Genomic DNA, 17,504 nt, shown 5'->3' on the forward strand with positions numbered 1-17,504 from the left:
ATGACCGATCACACGCCCCGTCCCACCATCGGCTGGGCCGGTACCGGCCGCATGGGCTACGCGATGGTCGCCCGCCTCCTGCGCGCGGGCCACGACGTCACCGTCTACAACCGCACCCGCAGCAAGTGCGAGCCGCTGCGTGAGCTGGGCGCCACCATCGTGGACACCGCCGGGGAACTGGCGGACCGCGACGTCGTGTTCACCATGGTCAGCGCGAGCAAGGACTTCGCCGAGATCACCCTCGGCGAGCACGGCATCCTGCGGCAGTCCGCCAAGCCCCGGATCCTCGTCGACTGCTCCACCGTCTCGAAGGACGTCTCGGCGCAGGTGCGTACGGAGGCCGAACAGGTCGGCACCGCACTGCTGGTCGCCCCCGTGTCGGGCAACGCCAAGGTGGTGAAGGCCGGCCGGCTCTCGATGGTCGCCTCCGGCCCCCGCGAGGCCTTCGACGAGACCGAGTCGCTGCTCACCACGATCGCCCCCTCGGTCACCTACGCCGGGCCGGACGATGTGGCCCGCCTGGTGAAGCTCGCCCACAACATCTTCCTCGGCGTCGTCACCCAGTCGATGGCCGAGATCACCGTGCTGGCCGAGAAGGGGGGCGTGAGCCGGGCCGCGTTCCTGGACTTCCTCAACGGCTCGGTCCTCGGCTCGGTCTTCACCCGCTACAAGACCCCCGCCTTCGTGAACCTCGACTTCACGCCGACCTTCACACCCGAGCTGCTGCGCAAGGACTTCGACCTCGGCCTCGCGGCCGCCAGGGAGCTGGAGGTCCCCATGCCGGTGGCGGCACTGACCCACCACATCGTCCAGCAGTCCGTCGGCCGGGGTCACGACGACACCGACTTCGCCGTGCTGCTCTCGGAGGCCGCCGGCTCCGCCGGGCTGACCCTCGTACCCGAGAACGCGGACGTCTCCGACGGCCTGCGCCCCGCCTCTTGAACCACCGTCACACCGACAAGGAGAAGATGGTGACCACCACCCCGCTGACGGCGGCCCCCGGGCACACCGCCGTCGACTTCGAGACCCGTGTCGACTTCGACCGGCTGCGTGCCTACCGGCTGTCCCGCGCCCGAGCCGCTCTGGAGGCGTCGGAGCTGGGCGCGGTCCTGCTCTTCGACGTCAACAACATCCGCTATGTCACCGGTACGGTGATCGGCGAGTGGTCGCGGGACAAGATGACCCGCTACGCGCTGCTGACCCGTGACCACGAGCCGATGGTCTGGGACTTCGGCTCCGCCGCCCGCCACCACCAGATGTACGCGCCGTGGCTGCAGCCTGAGAACTGCCGCGCCGGCATGCTGGGCCTGCGGGGCGCCGTCGCACCCGAGGTGGGTCTCATGCGGCGCGCGGTCGCCGAACTGCGCGGCATCCTCGCCGACCACGGCGTCGCCGACGCGCCCATCGGCATCGACATCGTCGAGCCGCCGTTCCTCTTCGAGATGCAGCACGCCGGACTCACCGTCGTCGACGCCCAGCAGGTCATGCTGGACGCCCGCGCGGTGAAGAACCCCGACGAGATCATGCTGCTGTCGCAGTCCGCGGCCATGGTCGACGGCGCCTACCAGCAGATCTCCGAGGCCCTCAAGCCCGGTGTGCGCGAGAACGACATCGTCGCGCTGGCCAACAAGTACCTCTACGAGCAGGGCTCGGACGACGTCGAGGCCATCAACGCCGTGTCGGGCGAGCGGTGCAACCCCCATCCGCACAACTTCACCGACCGGCTCATCCGGCCCGGTGACACCTGCTTCTTCGACATCATCCAGTCCTACCAGGGCTACCGAACCTGCTACTACCGCACGTTGAACGTCGGCTCCTCCACCCCGGCGCAGCGCGACGCCTACACCAGGGCACGCGAGTGGATCGACGCCGCCATCGAGCTCGTACGCCCCGGGCAGACCACCGACGTCATCGCCAAGGCGTGGCCCAAGGCCACCGACTTCGGGTTCGCCACCGAAATGGACTGCTTCGGACTGCAGTTCGGCCACGGGCTCGGTCTGGGCCTGCACGAGCGGCCCATCATCAGCCGCCTGAACTCCCTTGAGCATCCGGCGGAGATCGAGGAAGGCATGGTCTTCGCGCTGGAGACCTACTGCCCGGCATCGGACGGTTACTCCGCCGCGCGCATCGAGGAGGAGGTCGTGGTCACCGCCGACGGCGCACGAGTCCTCACCCTGTTCCCCGCGCAGGAGCTGTTCGTCGCCAACCCCTACTAGACCACCACCGGAAAGGAGGTACGGGATCGTGACCACCCTGCAGACCCGGCACGCCGCGTCAGATATCGGCGAGCCCACCCGTCTGGCGCTCTACCGGCAGATGGTGCGGATGCGCGGTATGGAGAAGCGCGCCTACGACCTGTTCCTGCAGAACCTCGTCAAGGGCACCAGCCACCTGTCCCTCGGCCAGGAGGCCATCGCCGCCGGCTTCGGCGTCGCCATGCGCGACGACGACTACACCTTCGCCACCTACCGCGGACATGCCCACACCCTCGCCCGCGGCGTACCGATGACCGGCATCCTGGCCGAGCTGATGGGCCGGGCCAACGGCCTGATGGCAGGCAAGGGCGGCAGCATGCATCTGACGTCCGTCGACCACGGGATGATGGGGTCCTACGCCATCATCGGCGCGCATCTGCCGATCGCCACCGGAGCCGCCTGGTCGGCCCAGTACCGCGGCACCGGACAGGCCGCCGTCTGCTTCTTCGGTGACGGCACCACCAACATCGGCGCCTTCCACGAGGCGCTGAACCTGGCGGCCGTGTGGAAGCTGCCCGTGGTGTTCGTGTGTGAGAACAACCTGTACATGGAGTACACGGCGATCGGCTCGGTGACCGCCGTGCCGAACCCGGCCGCCGACCGGGCCGCGGCGTACGGGCTGCAGCCGGTCGTCGTGGACGGCAACGACCCCGAGGCGGTCCACGAGGCCGCGGTCGCGGCCCTCTCGCGTGCCCGGTCGGGCGAGGGACCCTCCCTCATCGAGGCCAAGACCTACCGGCACGGCGGCCATTCCCGGGCCGACCCGGCCAAGTACCGGCCCGCGGCGGAGGTCGAGGAGTGGCTGAAGCGCGATCCCATCCCCGCCTACCGGCAGCGGCTGCTCGGCCTCGGCGTCGCGGAGTCCGTCCTCGACGAGATCGAGGCCGAATCGGCCCGCCTGGTGGACGAGGCGACCGCCGAGGCCAAGGCGGGACCGCAGCCGGGCGAGGACCTGGTGCTCAAGGACGTATGGGCTGACGGAGGTGCGACATGGCGCAACTGACCTACCGCGACGCGGTCGCCCGCGGCATCGCGCAGGAGATGCGGCGGGACGAGTCGATCGTCTTCCTCGGCGAGGACATCGCCGCCGCCGGAGGCGTGTTCAAGACCACGGCCGGCCTGCTCGACGAGTTCGGCCCTGCCCGCGTGCGCGACACACCCATCTCCGAGCAGGCGATCCTGGGCGCCGCGATGGGTGCGGCCATGACGGGCCTGCGGCCCATCGCCGAGATCATGTTCTCCGACTTCTTCGCGGTCTGCTGGGACATCGTCGTGAACCAGATAGCCAAGTCCCGGTACATGACGAACGGTCAGATGTCCTTCCCTCTGGTCATCAAGTCCGGCAACGGCGGCGGCCTGCGCTTCGGCGCCCAGCACTCCCAGGACATCGCCAACTGGGCCATGGCCGTCCCGGGACTGAAGGTCGTCGCCCCCTCCAGCCCCGCCGACGTCGTGGGCCTGATGGCCGCGGCCGTACGCGACCCCGATCCCGTCATCTTCCTGGAGGCGAAGGGGCTGTACCCCACCAAGGCCGAAGTGCCCGAGGGCGACATCGTCGACCGGCTCGGCACGGCCAAGGTGCTGCGCCACGGCGGGGACGTCACGCTCGTCTCCCTCGGCCTGATGGTGCCCCGCGCGCTCGCCGCCGCCGAGCAGCTCCAGCGGCAGCACGGCATCGATGCCACCGTCATCGATCTGCGCAGCCTGGTCCCGCTCGACGTCAGCACGGTGCTGGGCTCCCTCGAGCACACCGGCCGCCTGTTCACCGTCGAGGAGAACCCCCGGCTGTGCGGCTGGGGCGCCGAGCTGGTCTCGATCGTCGCGGAGGAGGGCTTCACCTCCCTGGACGGGCCGCTGGTGCGGATCACCACCCCGCATGTGCCGCTGCCGGCCGCCGACGCCCTGGAGGACGCGACCCTGCCCAGTATCGCCCGCATCGTCGAGACCGTCGCCAAGAGCGTCGACTGACCGGCTCCAGGAGGCCGATCGTGATTACTCGTATGGAAACCCCCACCCGGCTGCTCATCGGCGGCCGGTGGACGCCGGCCAGTGACGGCGGAACCCTGGAGGTGGTCGACCCCGCGCACGCCGCACCTCTCGCGGAGGTCTCGAACGCCACCTTGAGGGACGCGATGGCGGCCGTGGACGCCGCCCATGCCGCGCTGGACGGCTGGCGTGCCACCGCACCGCGCGTCCGCGGCGAGATCCTGCGCCGGGCGTTCGAGCTCATGACCGCGCGCGCCGAGGCGTTCGCCGAGCTCATCGTCCGGGAGAACGGAAAGGCCCTCGCGGACGCGCGGGCCGAAGTGGCCTATGCGGCGGAGTTCTTCCGCTGGTACGCCGAGGAGGCGGTGCGCGCCACTGGATCTGTCCAGACGGCACCGGCCGGCACCAACAAGATCATGGTGCTGCGCCAGCCCGTGGGCGTCGCGCTGCTCATCACGCCGTGGAACTTCCCCGCCGCCATGGCCACCCGCAAGATCGGCCCAGCGCTCGCGGCGGGCTGCACCGTCATCCTCAAGCCGGCCTCCGACACCCCGCTGACCGCGCTGGCGCTGGGGGCGCTGCTGGAGGAGGCGGGCGTGCCGGAGGGCGTGGTCAACGTCGTCCCCTCACGCCGCTCCGCCCGGATCGCCGAGGTCCTGCTCTCCGACCCCCGGGTCCGCAAGGTGTCGTTCACCGGTTCCACCGAGGTCGGGCGGGAACTGCTGCGCCAGGCCGCCGGATCGGTGGTGAACGTCTCCATGGAACTCGGCGGGAACGCACCCTTCCTCGTCCTCGCAGGCGCCGACCTCGACGAGGCGGTCGCCGGGGCGATGGTCGCCAAGATGCGCAACGGCGGAGAGGCGTGCACGGCCGCCAACCGCTTCTACGTGCACGCCTCGATCGCCCAGGAGTTCGGCCGCCGCCTCGCCTCGGCCATGGCGGCGCTCACGGTCGGCCCCGGACTGAACACGGGCGTGGACGTCGGACCGTTGGTGAACGAGGCGGCGCGGAAGAAGATCGGTGAACTGGTCTCGGGGGCCGTCGACGCCGGCGCCCGGCTGCTGGCCGGCGGCACGGCCCCTGACCGCGCCGGTTATTTCTACCTCCCGACCGTGCTGGGCGACGTCCCCCCGGACGCGCCCATCCTGGCGGAGGAGATCTTCGGCCCGGTCGCGCCCATCGTCTCCTTCGACCACGTCGACGAGGCGATCCGGATGGCCAACGACACCGAGTACGGCCTGGTGTCGTACGTCTACACCGGGGACCTGGCCGAGGGCCTTCGGGTGTCCGAGGCGCTGGAGTCCGGCATGGTCGGCCTCAACCGTCCGGTCGTGTCGGACCCGGCGGCCCCGTTCGGCGGCATCAAGCAGTCCGGTGTCGGACGCGAGGGCGGCCACGACGGGCTGCTGGAGTTCACCGAGAGCAAGTACATCGCTGTGCACTGGTGAGCACGCGCACACCCCGGTGTGCCTTTGAACTTCTGGCCAATTCACCCTTCCAAGCAGAATGATTGATGGGCAGTCAGGTTTGAAAGGTCGTATCTGACACGCTTTGCTGCATCTACGCAAGGAAGTGCGATGCCACCCATATCCGCCCGTAGACGGGCAGCCCTGGCCGCCGCCGGGGTGATGCTGACCGCTCTAGCGGCCCAGCTGCCGGGCTCGGCCTCTGCCACCCCAGAGACCAGGACCCCGGGACCGTCCTCGACCGGCGCCACGACCCACCAGGCGACTGCACATACCGTCACCTTGCTCACCGGCGACAGGGTGACGGTCACCACGGCTGCCGACGGCAAGGTCACCGGGCCTTCGGCCTGAAGTAAGTACCCACCGGATCAGACCCGGCCGACCACCCCGGGGCGGGGCCGCATCCAGCGGCCCCGCCCCGGCGCTCTCCGCATTCCCAGCATTCCGAGGGACCATGCCGAAGCCCAACCGGCCGGCCCGGCCGTCGGCCGCTGCGCCGAGCCAGTTGAGGGTGGACGGGTGGCCAGGGACGTGTGCCGAGGGTGGGCGGCGATGCGCGTAGTGCGAGCCCGAGAAGGGCGTCTGCCAGGCATCTTCCCTGGTCAGGCGCCCTCTTTCGCGTGTTTGGAGGTGGTCTCACGGGGCGGTGCCCCACATTGATGGGGATCGTGCGACAGTCGGACCGTCGAGTGCCGGCTGAGTGGCGTTGGTCCCGGAAGCGGGGAGGGCTGCTGTGGCTTCTGCTTGGGGACCAGTTGGGGACCACGCGGCGTTCGCGATGGTCAACGACGGAGCCTGCTACGCACGTCATGCGCCTGGATCAAGTCTGCTGTATCCAGAAAATACCTTTGGTGCTCATTCCTGGGGGTCAAGGGGTCGCAGGTTCAAATCCTGTCGTCCCGACTTTGCGAAGTCGCGGGTCAGGGGCTGTTTCGGAGCGCATCTGAAACAGCCCCTTGACTGTTTTGGGGACCAGTTGGGGACCAGCGCACTTGACTGCGTTGAAGCGCCCCTTGACCCAGTCAAGGTGTGCCATATGGTGCGTCAACGTGCACACTTGGTAGACGCACCCGCCCGGATCCGCGTCGAAGTTCGGCCGGAAGTGTCGAGCAAGGCAGCCGACGCGACCACACACTGGTCGATCAGAAGGCGAGGGGTATGCGATACCCGGCGGCCAGGCGTGGGTTGGAGGCGTTGAAGTAGCCGTTCTCCACGATGTGGCCGGCGAACGCGGCGAACTCTTCGGGTCTGCCCAGGCGGCGGGGGCCGGCGAAGTGCTGGACCCGCTGGGCGATGGCCGCGTCGTCGGTGAAGCCGTCGAAGATCGGTGTGTCGAAGCCGCCGTCGACGATGGTGTTGACGCGGATGCCACGGCCCGAACTCGCGGGCGGCGGGGAGCGTCATCCCTGCCAGCGCGGCTTTGGTCGCCGAGTATCCGACCATGCCGATGGTGCCGTCGTGCGCGGCGGCGGACGAGGTGTTGATGATGACGCCTCGCTCGCCCTCGTCGTCGGGGACGTTGTTCAGCATCGCCGCGGCGGCCTGGCTCATGACGTTGAAGGTGCCCACGAGATTCGTGGTGACCATGCGAGTGAACTCGGCCGGGTCGGCCGGTGTTCCGTCCGCCTCAGTCAGCGGGACCGCGGCGATGTAGGCCGCGGTGTTGACGTTGATGTCGAGCGTGCCGAACCGGTCGAGGGTCGCGTTGATGGCGGCGGCCACCTGGTCGGGGTCGGTGATGTCCGCGCCGAGACCGAGAGCGTTGCCGCCGAGTTCGCCGAGTTCGCCGGTGAACATCTCGGCGAACTCGCGGCGGCGGCCGACGAGGACGACGTGAGCGCGGCGTTCGGCGAAGTGCCGGGCTACGCCCAGGCCCAGCCCGGAGGTGGCTCCGGCGATGAAGGCGGTTTTTCCTTGGAGGTTCATGGGGTGGAGGTGGTCCCTTCAGGAGCGGAGTGTCTCAGGCGCGGGACCACCCGCTGTGCGAGGTGGGCGAGTTGGTGCTCGACCGAGGCATGGCCGACGCGCACGCGGAGAGGGAGCAGGCGGCGTTCGAGTCGAACGACCAGGTGCCCGGCACCGGTCTTTCACCTGGCCGCGGCCAGTTGACCCGTGGGTTCTCCTGCGGCGATGAACATCGCGCCCGGCTGGGTGAACCACAGGCACCGTGATCGGATCATGCCGCCAGGCGGCTTCGCGCTCTGTGGCGACAGCGCGCCGTTCCGCGTGCTTGCCGGCGCGGGTCTGGGCCAGCTGATCGCCGGAGCGATGGTCGCAGGATGCGCAAGGGCAAGGAGGTGTGCACGGCCGCCAACCGCTTCGTCGCCGGATGTGCGTGCTGTGCTGATGCGGTCGCCGGGCGGTGCGGCCCCAGGGCGCCACCCATGCCCGCCTTGGTCGCGACCCCGGCTCGGGCGTCTTCCGGGCGCCTGGGGGAAGCGGTTCCCGCAGGTGGGCGTGGTGGGTGGCGCAGTGGTCGTCGTCGGATGTGTCGCGGCAGCCACTGTTCCCCGTCACTGCTGCCAGGCCCGATCGCTGTGGCGGGGAACGTGGACGTTCTTGTCGGGGCCAGTGAAGATTTCGACGTCGATGTGCAGCGCGGCGGTCAGATCCGAGTGATGCACGTCACCCATTACGTTCATGATTCAACTTCTTACATAGAAATACTTTCTCTAGAAGAAGGTTTGACCTGAGCGTCCTGCCCGGGGTCGGATCACCTGCCCTGGCGTGACACCCAAGGAGGCCGCGATGTCGGCATCCAAGAACGAATCGCAGGGACTGATGGCACGGGTCGGCCGCCTTTTCGGCCGATCCGCCGCGAAGCACGCCAGGCGTGAGTCCCTGTCTCTACTGGAAGAGGAACCCGTTATGTTCAGCGCTGCCAATGTCAAGGCCGCTCCCAGCCCGGACCTGCTGACGCCCGACAACTCGGTCATGCTGTTCGTCGACCATCAGCCGCAGATGTTCTTCGGCACCGGCAGCGGTGACCGCACCTCGATCGTCAACGCCACCGTGGGTCTGGCGAAGTCGGCCAGGGCGTTCAACGTCCCGACGGTGCTGACCACCGTGGCCGCCGAGTCGTTCTCCGGCCCGATCCTGCCGCAGCTGGCCGAGGTCTTCCCGGGCCAGGAGATCATCGACCGCACCACGATGAACGCCTGGGAGGACAGCGCGGTCGTCGAGGCGATCAAGGCGACCGGCCGTCGGAAGATCATCATCTCCGGTCTGTGGACCGAGGTGTGCATCGTGCTTCCGGTGCTGTCCGCGCTCGGTCAGGGCTACGAGGTGTACGTGGTGGCCGACGCCTCCGGCGGCATCACCCCCGAAGCCCACGAGCACGCCGTCCAGCGCATGGTCAGCGCCGGCGCCGTGCCGGTGACCTGGGTCCAGGTCCTGCTCGAGCTGCAGCGTGACTGGGCCCGTACCGAGACGTACCTGCCCGTCATGGACATCGTCAAGGAGCACGGCGGCGCCTACGGCCTCGGCGTCGTCTATGCCCAGTCCGTCATCGGCGCCCACGCCGCTGGCTGACCCTCATCTGGCCCGCCGGCCCGGGAGCGCCTCGCCCCGGGTCGGCGCCGGCCCATTGCCCAAGACCTCGACGTGCACGACGTTCGGGGTTTTCGAGGGGCGCGGAGGTCGTCCCGCGTCGCACGGTGAACGCACCCGCCGCAGGCAGGCGCCGAACCGCGCGCGAACAACGGTCAGTTGGACGGCCCCTGAAGGGTGCTGTCGCCTGCGGGACTTGGCGCGGCAGCTGGGTCGCCGGCCGACGGCCGGCGACCGTGAGCGCTGGGGCGGTGCTTCGTCCCCACGGCTGCCGGCCGGATGACCGAGGGCCCTGGCGAAGATCTTCGACCGCATCCTGGGCGCCGCCCGGGAGCCGACCCGTGCCCGCGGCAGAGCGTCCAGCCGATGCGACGGGCTGCGTCCGCACGCAAGAACAACCCGAATCGGACATGGGCTGCGGCCCAAGGAAACGACAGTGAACCTCAATCATTCCTCGGCGCCCGGCGCGCCGGGCGGTCGTGAGCCGCTCCTGCCGGCCCTCATGACCGTGACGACGGTGAGCGGCCTCATCGACGCGATCAGCTATCTGGGGCTGGGGCATGTCTTCACCGCGAACATGACCGGAAACGTGGTCATCATCGGCTTCGCTGCCGTCGGCGTCCCCGGCTTCTCCGTGCTCGGCTCGCTGGTGTCGCTGGCCGCCTTTCTGGCCGGTGCGGTGGTGGCCGGTCGTCTGGAAACCGTGCTGCGCCGCCGCGGTCCGTTGAGTTGGCTGCGCCGGATTCTGGTTCTTGAAATGGTTCTGCTGGCCGTGGCGACCCTTGTCGCGTTCGCCGCGACTCATGCGGTCCCTGCGCTGATCGCCTTGATCGCGCTGGCCATGGGCCTGCGCAACGGGACGGTCCGCAAACTCGCCGTGCCGGATGTGACCACGACGGTGCTGACGCTCACTTTGACGGGACTGGCATCCGACTCGACTCTGGCAGGCGGTACCAATCCGCGTGCCGGGCGCCGACTGGCCTCGGTACTGGCGATGCTGGCCGGGGCACTGGGGGGAGCCTTGCTCGTGCGGCATGTGGGGCTTGGCTGGCCCCTGCTGGTCAGCACGTTCGGTACCGCTGCCGCGACTCTGGTCGTGCCGCGCGGCTCAACCTCCAACTGACGCGGCCCGCCGGTCACTCCCGCCTCGCCCGGCCCGTCGGTCACCGCCACCTTGCCGCGGCCTCGCGGTAGCCGCTTCACCCCTCACACAGCTTCTGAGAACCCCCCACTTACTGGAGATGATTTCCATGGCCACTATGCCTGTGGCTGGCCTTCCCCCCGTCACCGACGAGAACCCCGCCGAGGCCACGGTGCGCAATGTGCACCTCGGCATCGAGTACCCCGCGGCCCACATCGCGGACGTGGTGGTGCGCAATGCCAAGCTCTACACCGGTGCCCCGGGCCGTCCGCAGGCCAGCGCGGTCGCAATCAGGGACGGCAAGGTCACGGTGGTCGGCGACGACGCCGACGTGGCCCGTCTGATCGGCCCGAACACCCGGGTGGTCGACGCGCTGGGCCGCCGGGTCATCCCCGGCCTGAACGACTCTCACCTGCACGTGATCCGGGGCGGGTTGAACTACGTCCTGGAACTGCGCTGGGACGGTGTGCCCACGCTGCGCCAGGGCCTGGCCATGCTGCGCGAGCAGGCGGCCCGCACCCCCAAGGGCCAGTGGGTCCGCGTAGTCGGTGGATTCTCCGCCAGCCAGTTCGCCGAAAAGCGCCTGCCCACCGTCTCCGAGCTCAACGCCGCGGCGCCGGACACCCCGGTCTTCGTCCTCAACCTCTACCAGTCGGCGATCATGAACCGCGCCGCCGTCGAGGCGGCTGGCTTCACCAAGGACACTCCCGACCCCCGCGGCGGGCAGATCGTCCGTGGCCCGAACGGTGAGCCCACGGGCATGCTGCTGGCCGCCCCGGGCGCCCTGATCCTGTACTCCACCCTGGCCAAGGCCCCCACCCTCCAGGGCGAGGACCTCAAGACCTCCACCCGTCACTACCTGCGCGAGCTCAACCGCTTCGGTCTGACCTCCGCCATCGACGCGGCCGGCGGCTTCCAGAACTTCCCCGACAACTACGGCACCGTCATCGACCTGGCCAAGGAAGGCCAGCTGTCGCTGCGCATCGCCTACCACCTCTTCCCGCAGACCGGCGGGCAGGAGGTTGCCGACCTCAAGCGCTGGATCGAAATGGTCCGCCCCGGCGACGGCGACGAGTGGCTCCGACTCAACGGCGCGGGCGAGAACCTTACCTGGGCCGCCGCCGACTTCGAGAACTTCTCCCAGCCCCGCCCGGAACTCGGCCCCTACGAGGCCGAGTTCGAGCAGGCCGTGCGTCTGCTGATGGAGAACGGCTGGGGTTTTCGCCTGCACGCCACCTATGACGAGACGATCCGCCGCGACCTCACGGTCTTCGAGAAGCTCGCCGCCGAGGGCCTCTTCCCCGCCGGGAACCGCTGGCTGTTCGACCATGCGGAGACCGTCTCCCGCGACAGCCTGGACCGCATCGCCGCCCTCGGCGGCGCCGTGTCCGTCCAGAACCGCATGTCCTTCCAGGGCGAGGCATTCGTCCGCCGCTACGGCGCGGGCGCGGCCGCCGAGGCCCCGCCGATCCGCGCGATGCTGGAGCGCGGCCTGACCGTCGGCGCCGGCACCGACGCCACCCGGGTGTCCTCCTACAACCCCTGGGTCGCCCTGCACTGGCTGGTGGCCGGCCGCACCGTCGGCGACCTGGCGATCTATCCGCCGGAGAACCGCGTCTCCCGCGAGAAGGCCCTGGAGATGTACACCCAGGCCGGCGCCCAGCTCACCGGAGAGCAGGATGTCAAGGGCATCCTCGCCCCCGGCTACTACGGCGACCTCGCCATCCTCTCCGACGATTTCTTCAGCGTCGACGAGCAGGACATCCCGCACATCGAGTCCCTCCTCACCGTCACCGGCGGCCGCATCGTCTACGCCGCCGGCGAGTACGAGGGCCTGGACGAGCAACTCCCGCCGGTCAGCCCGCTGTGGAGCCCGGTGGCGCACTTCGGCGGCTACCAGGCCACCGTCAAGCCCAGCATCTCGGGCGCGCGACAGGCCGAACTCCTCGGCCAGGCCGTCGCCGAATCCGAACAGCACCGCCAGTGGCGTGCGGCCCGCGGATTCACCTCCGAGACCGCGCCCGAGATCTTCGACGCCTGCTTCGTGCTGTAACACACCCCACACCCCGACTCACCGCTCCAGTACCACCCACCCACGCATGAGGAGAGTGCGATGAACACCGGATTGCTCATCCTGAGGCTGGCCCTCGGCCTGCTGTTCGTCGGGCATGGCATCCAGAAGGTCAGCCACCGGCTCGGAGGCCACGGGATCGAAGGTGGAGCGGAGGAGTTCCGGGCAGACGGGTTCCGCGGCGGCCGCCTCACAGCGGCCGCCGCGGGAGGCGGGCAGATCGTCGCGGGCCTGCTGTTCACCGCGGGAGCGCTCACCCCCCTTGCGGCCACCATCGCGGGGGGAGTCATGACGGTCGCGGTCACGGTGAAGTGGCGCAACGGACTCTGGGTGCAGAACAACGGCTACGAGTACCCGCTCGTGCTGCTGATCCTGCCGGCCGTGCTGACGCTCACCGGACCCGGCCGCTGGTCGGTCGACCAGGCCATCGGGCTGCTTCCCTCGGCCCCATGGTGGACAGCCGCGGCCGTCGGCCTCGGCATCGCCAGCGGACTGATGACCCGCGCCCTCCTCGGCAGCAGTCGCTACTAAACCATCGCATTACACATAAATCAGTGCATACAAATATGCACTCCATCCGACTTGATTTTCCGGAAAATCAAACGAACGAAGGGTAGTGGCATGTCCACTTGGTTCATTACCGGTGCGGCCCGCGGTTTCGGCCTGGAGATCGCACGCCAGGCACTGGAGCGCGGTGACAAGGTCGTGGCGACGGCCCGCAACCCCAAGGCCGTGCAGGACGCCCTCTCCCAGTACGGGGACAGCCTGCTCGCTGTCGCCCTGGACGTCACCGACGAGGCGCAGGCCCGTGCGGCTGTCGAGGAGGCCGTGCAGAAGTTCGGGACGATCGATGTCCTGATCAACAACGCGGGACGCGGTCTGCTGGGCGCGGTGGAGGAGACCACCGATGCCGCGTTCCGTCGGTCTACGACACCAACGTCTTCGGTCTGGCCAACGTCACCCGTGCCGTGCTGCCGGTCATGCGCCGCCAGCGGTCGGGCCGCATCCTCAACGTGAGTGCCGTCGGAGGCTTCAGCAGCGTGGCGGGCTTCGGCGTCTACTGCTCCACCAAGTTCGCCGTGGAGGGCCTCTCGGAGGCCCTGCGTGCCGAGCTGGCGCCGCTGGGGATCCAGGTCACGGTCGTCGAGCCGGGATACTTCCGCACCGACTTCCTCGACGCCACCAGCCTGCACACGGAGGACCAGGTCATCTCCGACTACGCCGCGACCGCGGGTGTCGTGCGTCAGGCCGTCCCGGGCCTCAACCACGCCCAGCCTGGTGACCCCGTCAAGGGGGCCACGGCCATCCTCGCCCTCGCCGACGCCGCGAACCCGCCGGTGCGCGCGCAGCTCGGCGGCGACTGCCTGGCGGAGATGGATCGCAAGATCGCTTATCTCCGGGAGGAGACCGACGCCTGGCGGGAGCTGGCCCTGTCCACGGACCACGACGATGTGAAGGGCGCCGTCTGACCCGCGTGACACGCATCAGACGACATGCAGGTGCACCTCGCAATCCATGGGAAATGGGCCACTCGGCCTTGGTTCTGCGAGGCAGCGGCGCCGTGCCACGGTGCGAGTTGTCGCTCCGGCGGTAGCGTAGACAGGGAGACCCGCTGATCGGTCGGAGAAGACCATGGTCGATGAGGAGATCAAAGCCCTGGCGGCCGTGTTGCTCGAACGTGTCGGGGAGCTGGCCAAGGAGATGGCGGCGCGCGTCCGCGCCGGCTCGCACGACTACCACTACGACGCGGTGCCCGACGAGGAGCTGGAGGAGGCTTGCCGCAAGCATCTCGGCAACGCACTCCACGCGTTGTCCGGACAGGAACCTCTGGACATCGCGGCCGCGGCCCGCATCGGCTGTGGACGCGCGCTGCAGGATGTGCCGCTTCCCACGGTGATGACGGCCTACCGCATCGGCCTGAAGTACTTGTGGGAGACAGTGGTCACCGAAGCCATCGAGAACACCCATGTGGAGTGCGACGTGCTGGTCGCAGTGGCCTCGGCGATGTGCGAGATCCAGGACAACATCACCCAGGCCATGGTCTCCGGGTACCACGACACGGTGGCCCAGCGGATCCTCGCCAGCGAGCATGAGCGTTCGGCGCTGGTGGAGGCGCTGCTGGAGGGCAGAGCCATGGACGCCGACGCCGTGTTGTCCGCTGCGGAGGTCATGGGCGTGCCGCGCAACGGTCCCTTCGTCGTGGTTGTCGCGGAGGTGCCGCAGATCGGTCGGCAGGCCCTGCCGGACGTCGCGGACGTCCTGAGCCGGCGTGGCATCTGCTCCTTCTGGCGGCTTCGCCCCGATCTCCAGCAGGGCATCGTGTGCCTGCGTACCCCGCGGGAACTCGACGACCTCACCGAGGTGTTGCGCCGCCACGCGGAGCAACGCGTAGGGGTGAGCCCCTCCTACAACGAACTATGCCGGACGGGGGAAGCGCTGCGCTTCGCCAAGGTAGCCATGCGCGCCGGCGGCGCGGAGAGCGCCGCCGTGACCGTCTTCGACGACTCTCCGGTCGCGGTCGCGTCAGCCGGCGCACCCGACGTGATGGCACACGTTGCCAGCCACGTCCTCGGTCCGATCGAGGCCCTGCCGGCCGGCGAATGCGCTGTGCTCCTGGACACGCTGGACGCCTGGCTCGGCTGCGGCGGATCGGCCGACGAGGCCGCCAAGCGCCTGTACGTTCACCCCAACACAGTGCGCACGCGCCTGCGCCGCATCGCCGAGCGTACCGGCCGCTCCCTCACCGATCCCCGGGGCATCACCGAACTCTTCCTCGCCCTGTGCGCAGTGCGGCAGACGCCGAAACCCCCGTCCGCGGTGCTGCCCGGCGCCAAGGGGACGTTGAAGACAGCGAACAGCTGAACCGATCGGTACACGGGCTGAGTTGACCCTCGCCGCGACTGCTCGTCCCTCGATGCCGATGCCTCGGACCCGACGACGACCTTGGCGACGTCGTGGTCCAGAACGGTGCCGACGTCGTCCATCTCCCCGTACGCGTCCGGACGTTGATGTGCACGTGTGCGGCCAGACGTTCCGTGCACTGCGCGATACGGTCTGTGTCAGTGGATTGCCGCCAGGCAAGCTCGTCGGCGTCCGTCCAGGCAGTTGACGGGACGCACGCGGGCCATGCCGGACAACACCTCGCGCAGGTCGGCGAGATGGGCGCAGTGGTCCATGTCCGGCATCTTCGCCGTGCCGCGGCAGCAGCCCGAGCAGACAGTAACTGTGCAGCGCTCCGCCGCTTCGGCGCCGCCGACGGCGGGTGCCGGCCGACGCGGCACACACGCGTGTTTCGTGCGGACGCGTGGGTCGTGCAGGAGTTCACTGCACGTCATTCGCTTACGCGGTAGCTCGGGGGACCTACGCGCCCCGGATGACACGTGGAGGCAGTTTTCCATGCGGACGTTCGTCTACACATCCCACCCCTCGCGGGTGGTCTTCGGTGCCGGCACGGTCGGCCGCCTCGGCGAGGAGGTCGAGCGGCTGGGGTGCTCCCGGGTGCTGCTGTTGTCCAGCGGGCCGCTCGCGGCGGCCTCAGCACGCGTACGGGAGGCGCTCGGTGGACTGCCGGCGACGGAGTTCGACGGCGCTGCCATGCACACGCCGGCGGAGGTGACCGAGCAGGCTCTCGATGTGCTCAAGGAGTCCTCCGAGGACGGCATCGTCGCCGTCGGTGGCGGTTCGACCACGGGCCTGTCGAAGGCGCCGGCCCTGCGCACGGGCCTGCCGAAGGTGATCCTGCCGACCACCTGCGCCGGCTCCGAGGTGACGCCCGTGCTCGGCGAGACCCGGACGGGCGCAAGGTCACGCAATCGTCCCCGGAGATCCTGCCCGAGACCGTCGTCTACGACGTCGAATTCACACTGACGCTTCCGCTGTCGATGACGGTCACGAATCGGTCAAGCTCCTGATCGACGATCCGTTCATCGAGATCCTGCCGGATGCCGGCTATCAGGGCATGAGCGCGCAAACAGGCGGGCGGGTGGTGACGCCGCCACACCGCAAGTTCAAGAAGAACGCTTCGTCATGACGTCGGCGCGTCTCACGGAGCGTCTGGCGGCAGAGCTGTGACCGCGGGTGGGGACCAGTTGGGGACCACACGCTGTGCGCGATGGTGCACGCGAGAGCCTGCTTCGTACATCATGCGTCCTGATTAAGTTCGCTATATCCAGAAAATACCCTTGACCCCTACTCCTGGGGGTCAAGGGGTCGCAGGTTCAAATCCTGTCGTCCCGACCAGCTTCACGGCAGGTCGGAGGCCGTCTTCTCAGGATGGGAAGGCGGCCTTTTCCATGCCTGCTTTCCTGTCCACTTTCCTGCCCGCTTTCTTATCTGCGCATTTCTTCATGCCCGCGACGGCCGGCGCCGGTAGCGCGCGGTGACCTCCGTGAGATAGCCGCGGAGCATGATCTTGGCCTCGGCGAGGAGGGCCGTGTCGCCCTCGGCGTTGCGGCGGAAGGCCTCCTGGGCGAGCGCGTCGGCGGCCAGGAACGCGGCGTGGCAGGCCCGGCCGAGCGCCTCGTCGTCCTGGGCGAGGCCGAGCGCGAGCAGGACGCGGCGGACCCCGTCGGCCATACGGCGCTTGTGCTCGCGGTCCGCGGCCCGGGCCCGCTCGGTCAGACCGCTGCCGAACCACAGGGCCCGGAAGCCGTGTTCGGTGCGGTAGACCGCGGCGCAGGCGTCGACGAGCACACCCACCGGGTCGTCCCAGCGCTCGGCCGCCGCGGCCCGGACGAAGTCCTCCATGACCGCTTCGAGCCTGGCGAAGTACCCGGTCGCGAGGGCGTCGATGATCGCGTCACGGTCGGGCAGGTACTGGTACAGCGAGCCGACCGACACCTTCGCCTCCGCCGCGACGCGCGTGGTGGTCAGCGCCTCGACGCCGTCGGCGACCAGGACGCGCTCCGCGGCCTCGAGGACCCGGGCGAGGCGGGCCCTGCTGCGCGCCTGCTGGGGAGTGCGGCGCAGGGAGGCGGCGCCACCGGCCCGGTCCGTGTCCGCGGTCGGCTCGCCCACGCATGGCCTCCGAAAGTGAA

16 protein-coding genes and 1 pseudogene are annotated in these 17,504 nt (G+C 69.3%); 14 read left to right on the forward strand and 3 right to left on the reverse strand.

The features are described from left to right. The 6 genes from ACIPSA_RS14460 (at position 1) to ACIPSA_RS14485 (ending at position 6,058) form a co-directional block, all read left to right on the forward strand. Entirely contained in the window at positions 1 to 942 is a 942-nt protein-coding gene (locus ACIPSA_RS14460) for an NAD(P)-dependent oxidoreductase (RefSeq protein WP_402633562.1), read from the forward strand. 26 nt (positions 943 to 968) lie between these two features. Continuing rightward, positions 969 to 2,216 carry a M24 family metallopeptidase gene (locus tag ACIPSA_RS14465; RefSeq protein WP_402633565.1) on the forward strand — a complete coding sequence of 416 codons (1,248 nt, stop codon included), beginning with the start codon at positions 969 to 971 and terminating at the stop codon, positions 2,214 to 2,216. A 28-nt stretch (positions 2,217 to 2,244) separates the two neighbouring features. Further along, complete coding sequence (locus ACIPSA_RS14470) at positions 2,245 to 3,258, forward strand: thiamine pyrophosphate-dependent dehydrogenase E1 component subunit alpha (RefSeq protein ID WP_402633568.1); 1,014 nt, start codon at positions 2,245 to 2,247, stop codon at positions 3,256 to 3,258. After that, complete coding sequence (locus tag ACIPSA_RS14475; RefSeq protein WP_402633571.1) at positions 3,246 to 4,223, forward strand: alpha-ketoacid dehydrogenase subunit beta; 978 nt, start codon at positions 3,246 to 3,248, stop codon at positions 4,221 to 4,223. Before ACIPSA_RS14470 ends, ACIPSA_RS14475 begins: the two co-directional genes overlap by 13 nt. A 32-nt stretch (positions 4,224 to 4,255) precedes the next feature. Continuing rightward, complete coding sequence (locus ACIPSA_RS14480; protein ID WP_402633803.1) at positions 4,256 to 5,689, forward strand: NAD-dependent succinate-semialdehyde dehydrogenase; 1,434 nt, start codon at positions 4,256 to 4,258, stop codon at positions 5,687 to 5,689. 129 nt (positions 5,690 to 5,818) lie between these two features. Then, entirely contained in the window at positions 5,819 to 6,058 is a 240-nt protein-coding gene (locus tag ACIPSA_RS14485) for a hypothetical protein (protein WP_402633574.1), read from the forward strand. Between the two features lie 693 nt (positions 6,059 to 6,751). Here ACIPSA_RS14485 and ACIPSA_RS14490 read toward each other — a convergent pair. Continuing rightward, a complete protein-coding gene (locus ACIPSA_RS14490; protein ID WP_402633577.1) occupies positions 6,752 to 7,633 on the reverse strand; it encodes an SDR family NAD(P)-dependent oxidoreductase in 882 nt (293 codons plus the stop codon). A 29-nt stretch (positions 7,634 to 7,662) separates the two neighbouring features. Here ACIPSA_RS14490 and ACIPSA_RS14495 point away from each other — a divergent pair, with 29 nt between their 5' ends. Next, the gene (locus ACIPSA_RS14495) at positions 7,663 to 7,878 is read left to right on the forward strand and encodes a catalase (RefSeq protein WP_402633580.1); all 216 of its coding nucleotides are present in this window, start codon (positions 7,663 to 7,665) and stop codon (positions 7,876 to 7,878) included. A 342-nt stretch (positions 7,879 to 8,220) separates the two neighbouring features. On the opposite strand, the gene ACIPSA_RS14500 is transcribed toward ACIPSA_RS14495, so the two are convergent. Further along, positions 8,221 to 8,349, reverse strand: coding sequence for a hypothetical protein (locus ACIPSA_RS14500; protein WP_402633583.1), 129 nt, complete (start codon positions 8,347 to 8,349; stop codon positions 8,221 to 8,223). A gap of 226 nt (positions 8,350 to 8,575) precedes the next feature. On the opposite strand from ACIPSA_RS14500, the gene ACIPSA_RS14505 reads away from it, so the two are divergent. The 7 genes and pseudogenes from ACIPSA_RS14505 (at position 8,576) to ACIPSA_RS14535 (ending at position 16,335) form a co-directional block, all read left to right on the forward strand. Then, complete coding sequence (locus ACIPSA_RS14505; protein ID WP_402633586.1) at positions 8,576 to 9,238, forward strand: hydrolase; 663 nt, start codon at positions 8,576 to 8,578, stop codon at positions 9,236 to 9,238. A gap of 454 nt (positions 9,239 to 9,692) precedes the next feature. Then, entirely contained in the window at positions 9,693 to 10,379 is a 687-nt protein-coding gene (locus ACIPSA_RS14510) for a YoaK family protein (RefSeq protein WP_402633589.1), read from the forward strand. Positions 10,380 to 10,506: 127 nt separating this feature from the next. Next, positions 10,507 to 12,450: an amidohydrolase gene (locus ACIPSA_RS14515; protein ID WP_402633592.1), complete on the forward strand. Its 1,944-nt coding sequence runs from the start codon at positions 10,507 to 10,509 to the stop codon at positions 12,448 to 12,450. A 60-nt stretch (positions 12,451 to 12,510) separates the two neighbouring features. Next, entirely contained in the window at positions 12,511 to 12,999 is a 489-nt protein-coding gene (locus ACIPSA_RS14520; RefSeq protein ID WP_402633594.1) for a DoxX family protein, read from the forward strand. Between the two features lie 90 nt (positions 13,000 to 13,089). After that, positions 13,090 to 13,937: pseudogene (locus tag ACIPSA_RS14525) on the forward strand (oxidoreductase). Positions 13,938 to 14,100: 163 nt separating this feature from the next. Continuing rightward, a complete protein-coding gene (locus ACIPSA_RS14530) occupies positions 14,101 to 15,330 on the forward strand; it encodes a PucR family transcriptional regulator (RefSeq protein ID WP_402633597.1) in 1,230 nt (409 codons plus the stop codon). A 534-nt stretch (positions 15,331 to 15,864) separates the two neighbouring features. After that, positions 15,865 to 16,335, forward strand: coding sequence for an iron-containing alcohol dehydrogenase (locus ACIPSA_RS14535; RefSeq protein WP_402633600.1), 471 nt, complete (start codon positions 15,865 to 15,867; stop codon positions 16,333 to 16,335). A 477-nt stretch (positions 16,336 to 16,812) separates the two neighbouring features. Here the strand turns inward: ACIPSA_RS14535 and ACIPSA_RS14540 are convergent, their stop codons facing one another. Further along, positions 16,813 to 17,484 carry a TetR/AcrR family transcriptional regulator gene (locus ACIPSA_RS14540; RefSeq protein ID WP_402633602.1) on the reverse strand — a complete coding sequence of 224 codons (672 nt, stop codon included), beginning with the start codon at positions 17,482 to 17,484 and terminating at the stop codon, positions 16,813 to 16,815. Positions 17,485 to 17,504 lie beyond the last annotated feature (20 nt).

Origin of the sequence: Streptomyces sp. NPDC086549, from assembly GCF_044746205.1 — a bacterium.
Classification (GTDB): Bacteria; Actinomycetota; Actinomycetes; order Streptomycetales; family Streptomycetaceae; genus Streptomyces.

Bases quoted from the DNA above. Each gene is read 5' to 3' on its own strand.
- ACIPSA_RS14460 (WP_402633562.1), top strand. From the start codon at position 1: ATGACCGATCACACGCCCCGTCCCACCATCGGCTGGGCCGGTACCGGC.
- ACIPSA_RS14465 (WP_402633565.1), top strand. From the start codon at position 969: ATGGTGACCACCACCCCGCTGACGGCGGCCCCCGGGCACACCGCCGTC.
- ACIPSA_RS14475 (WP_402633571.1), top strand. From the start codon at position 3,246: ATGGCGCAACTGACCTACCGCGACGCGGTCGCCCGCGGCATCGCGCAG.
- ACIPSA_RS14480 (WP_402633803.1), top strand. From the start codon at position 4,256: ATGGAAACCCCCACCCGGCTGCTCATCGGCGGCCGGTGGACGCCGGCC.
- ACIPSA_RS14485 (WP_402633574.1), top strand. From the start codon at position 5,819: ATGCCACCCATATCCGCCCGTAGACGGGCAGCCCTGGCCGCCGCCGGG.
- ACIPSA_RS14490 (WP_402633577.1), bottom strand. From the start codon at position 7,633: ATGAACCTCCAAGGAAAAACCGCCTTCATCGCCGGAGCCACCTCCGGG.
- ACIPSA_RS14500 (WP_402633583.1), bottom strand. From the start codon at position 8,349: ATGAACGTAATGGGTGACGTGCATCACTCGGATCTGACCGCCGCGCTG.
- ACIPSA_RS14505 (WP_402633586.1), top strand. From the start codon at position 8,576: ATGTTCAGCGCTGCCAATGTCAAGGCCGCTCCCAGCCCGGACCTGCTG.
- ACIPSA_RS14515 (WP_402633592.1), top strand. From the start codon at position 10,507: ATGGCCACTATGCCTGTGGCTGGCCTTCCCCCCGTCACCGACGAGAAC.
- ACIPSA_RS14520 (WP_402633594.1), top strand. From the start codon at position 12,511: ATGAACACCGGATTGCTCATCCTGAGGCTGGCCCTCGGCCTGCTGTTC.
- ACIPSA_RS14530 (WP_402633597.1), top strand. From the start codon at position 14,101: ATGGTCGATGAGGAGATCAAAGCCCTGGCGGCCGTGTTGCTCGAACGT.
- ACIPSA_RS14535 (WP_402633600.1), top strand. From the start codon at position 15,865: ATGCGGACGTTCGTCTACACATCCCACCCCTCGCGGGTGGTCTTCGGT.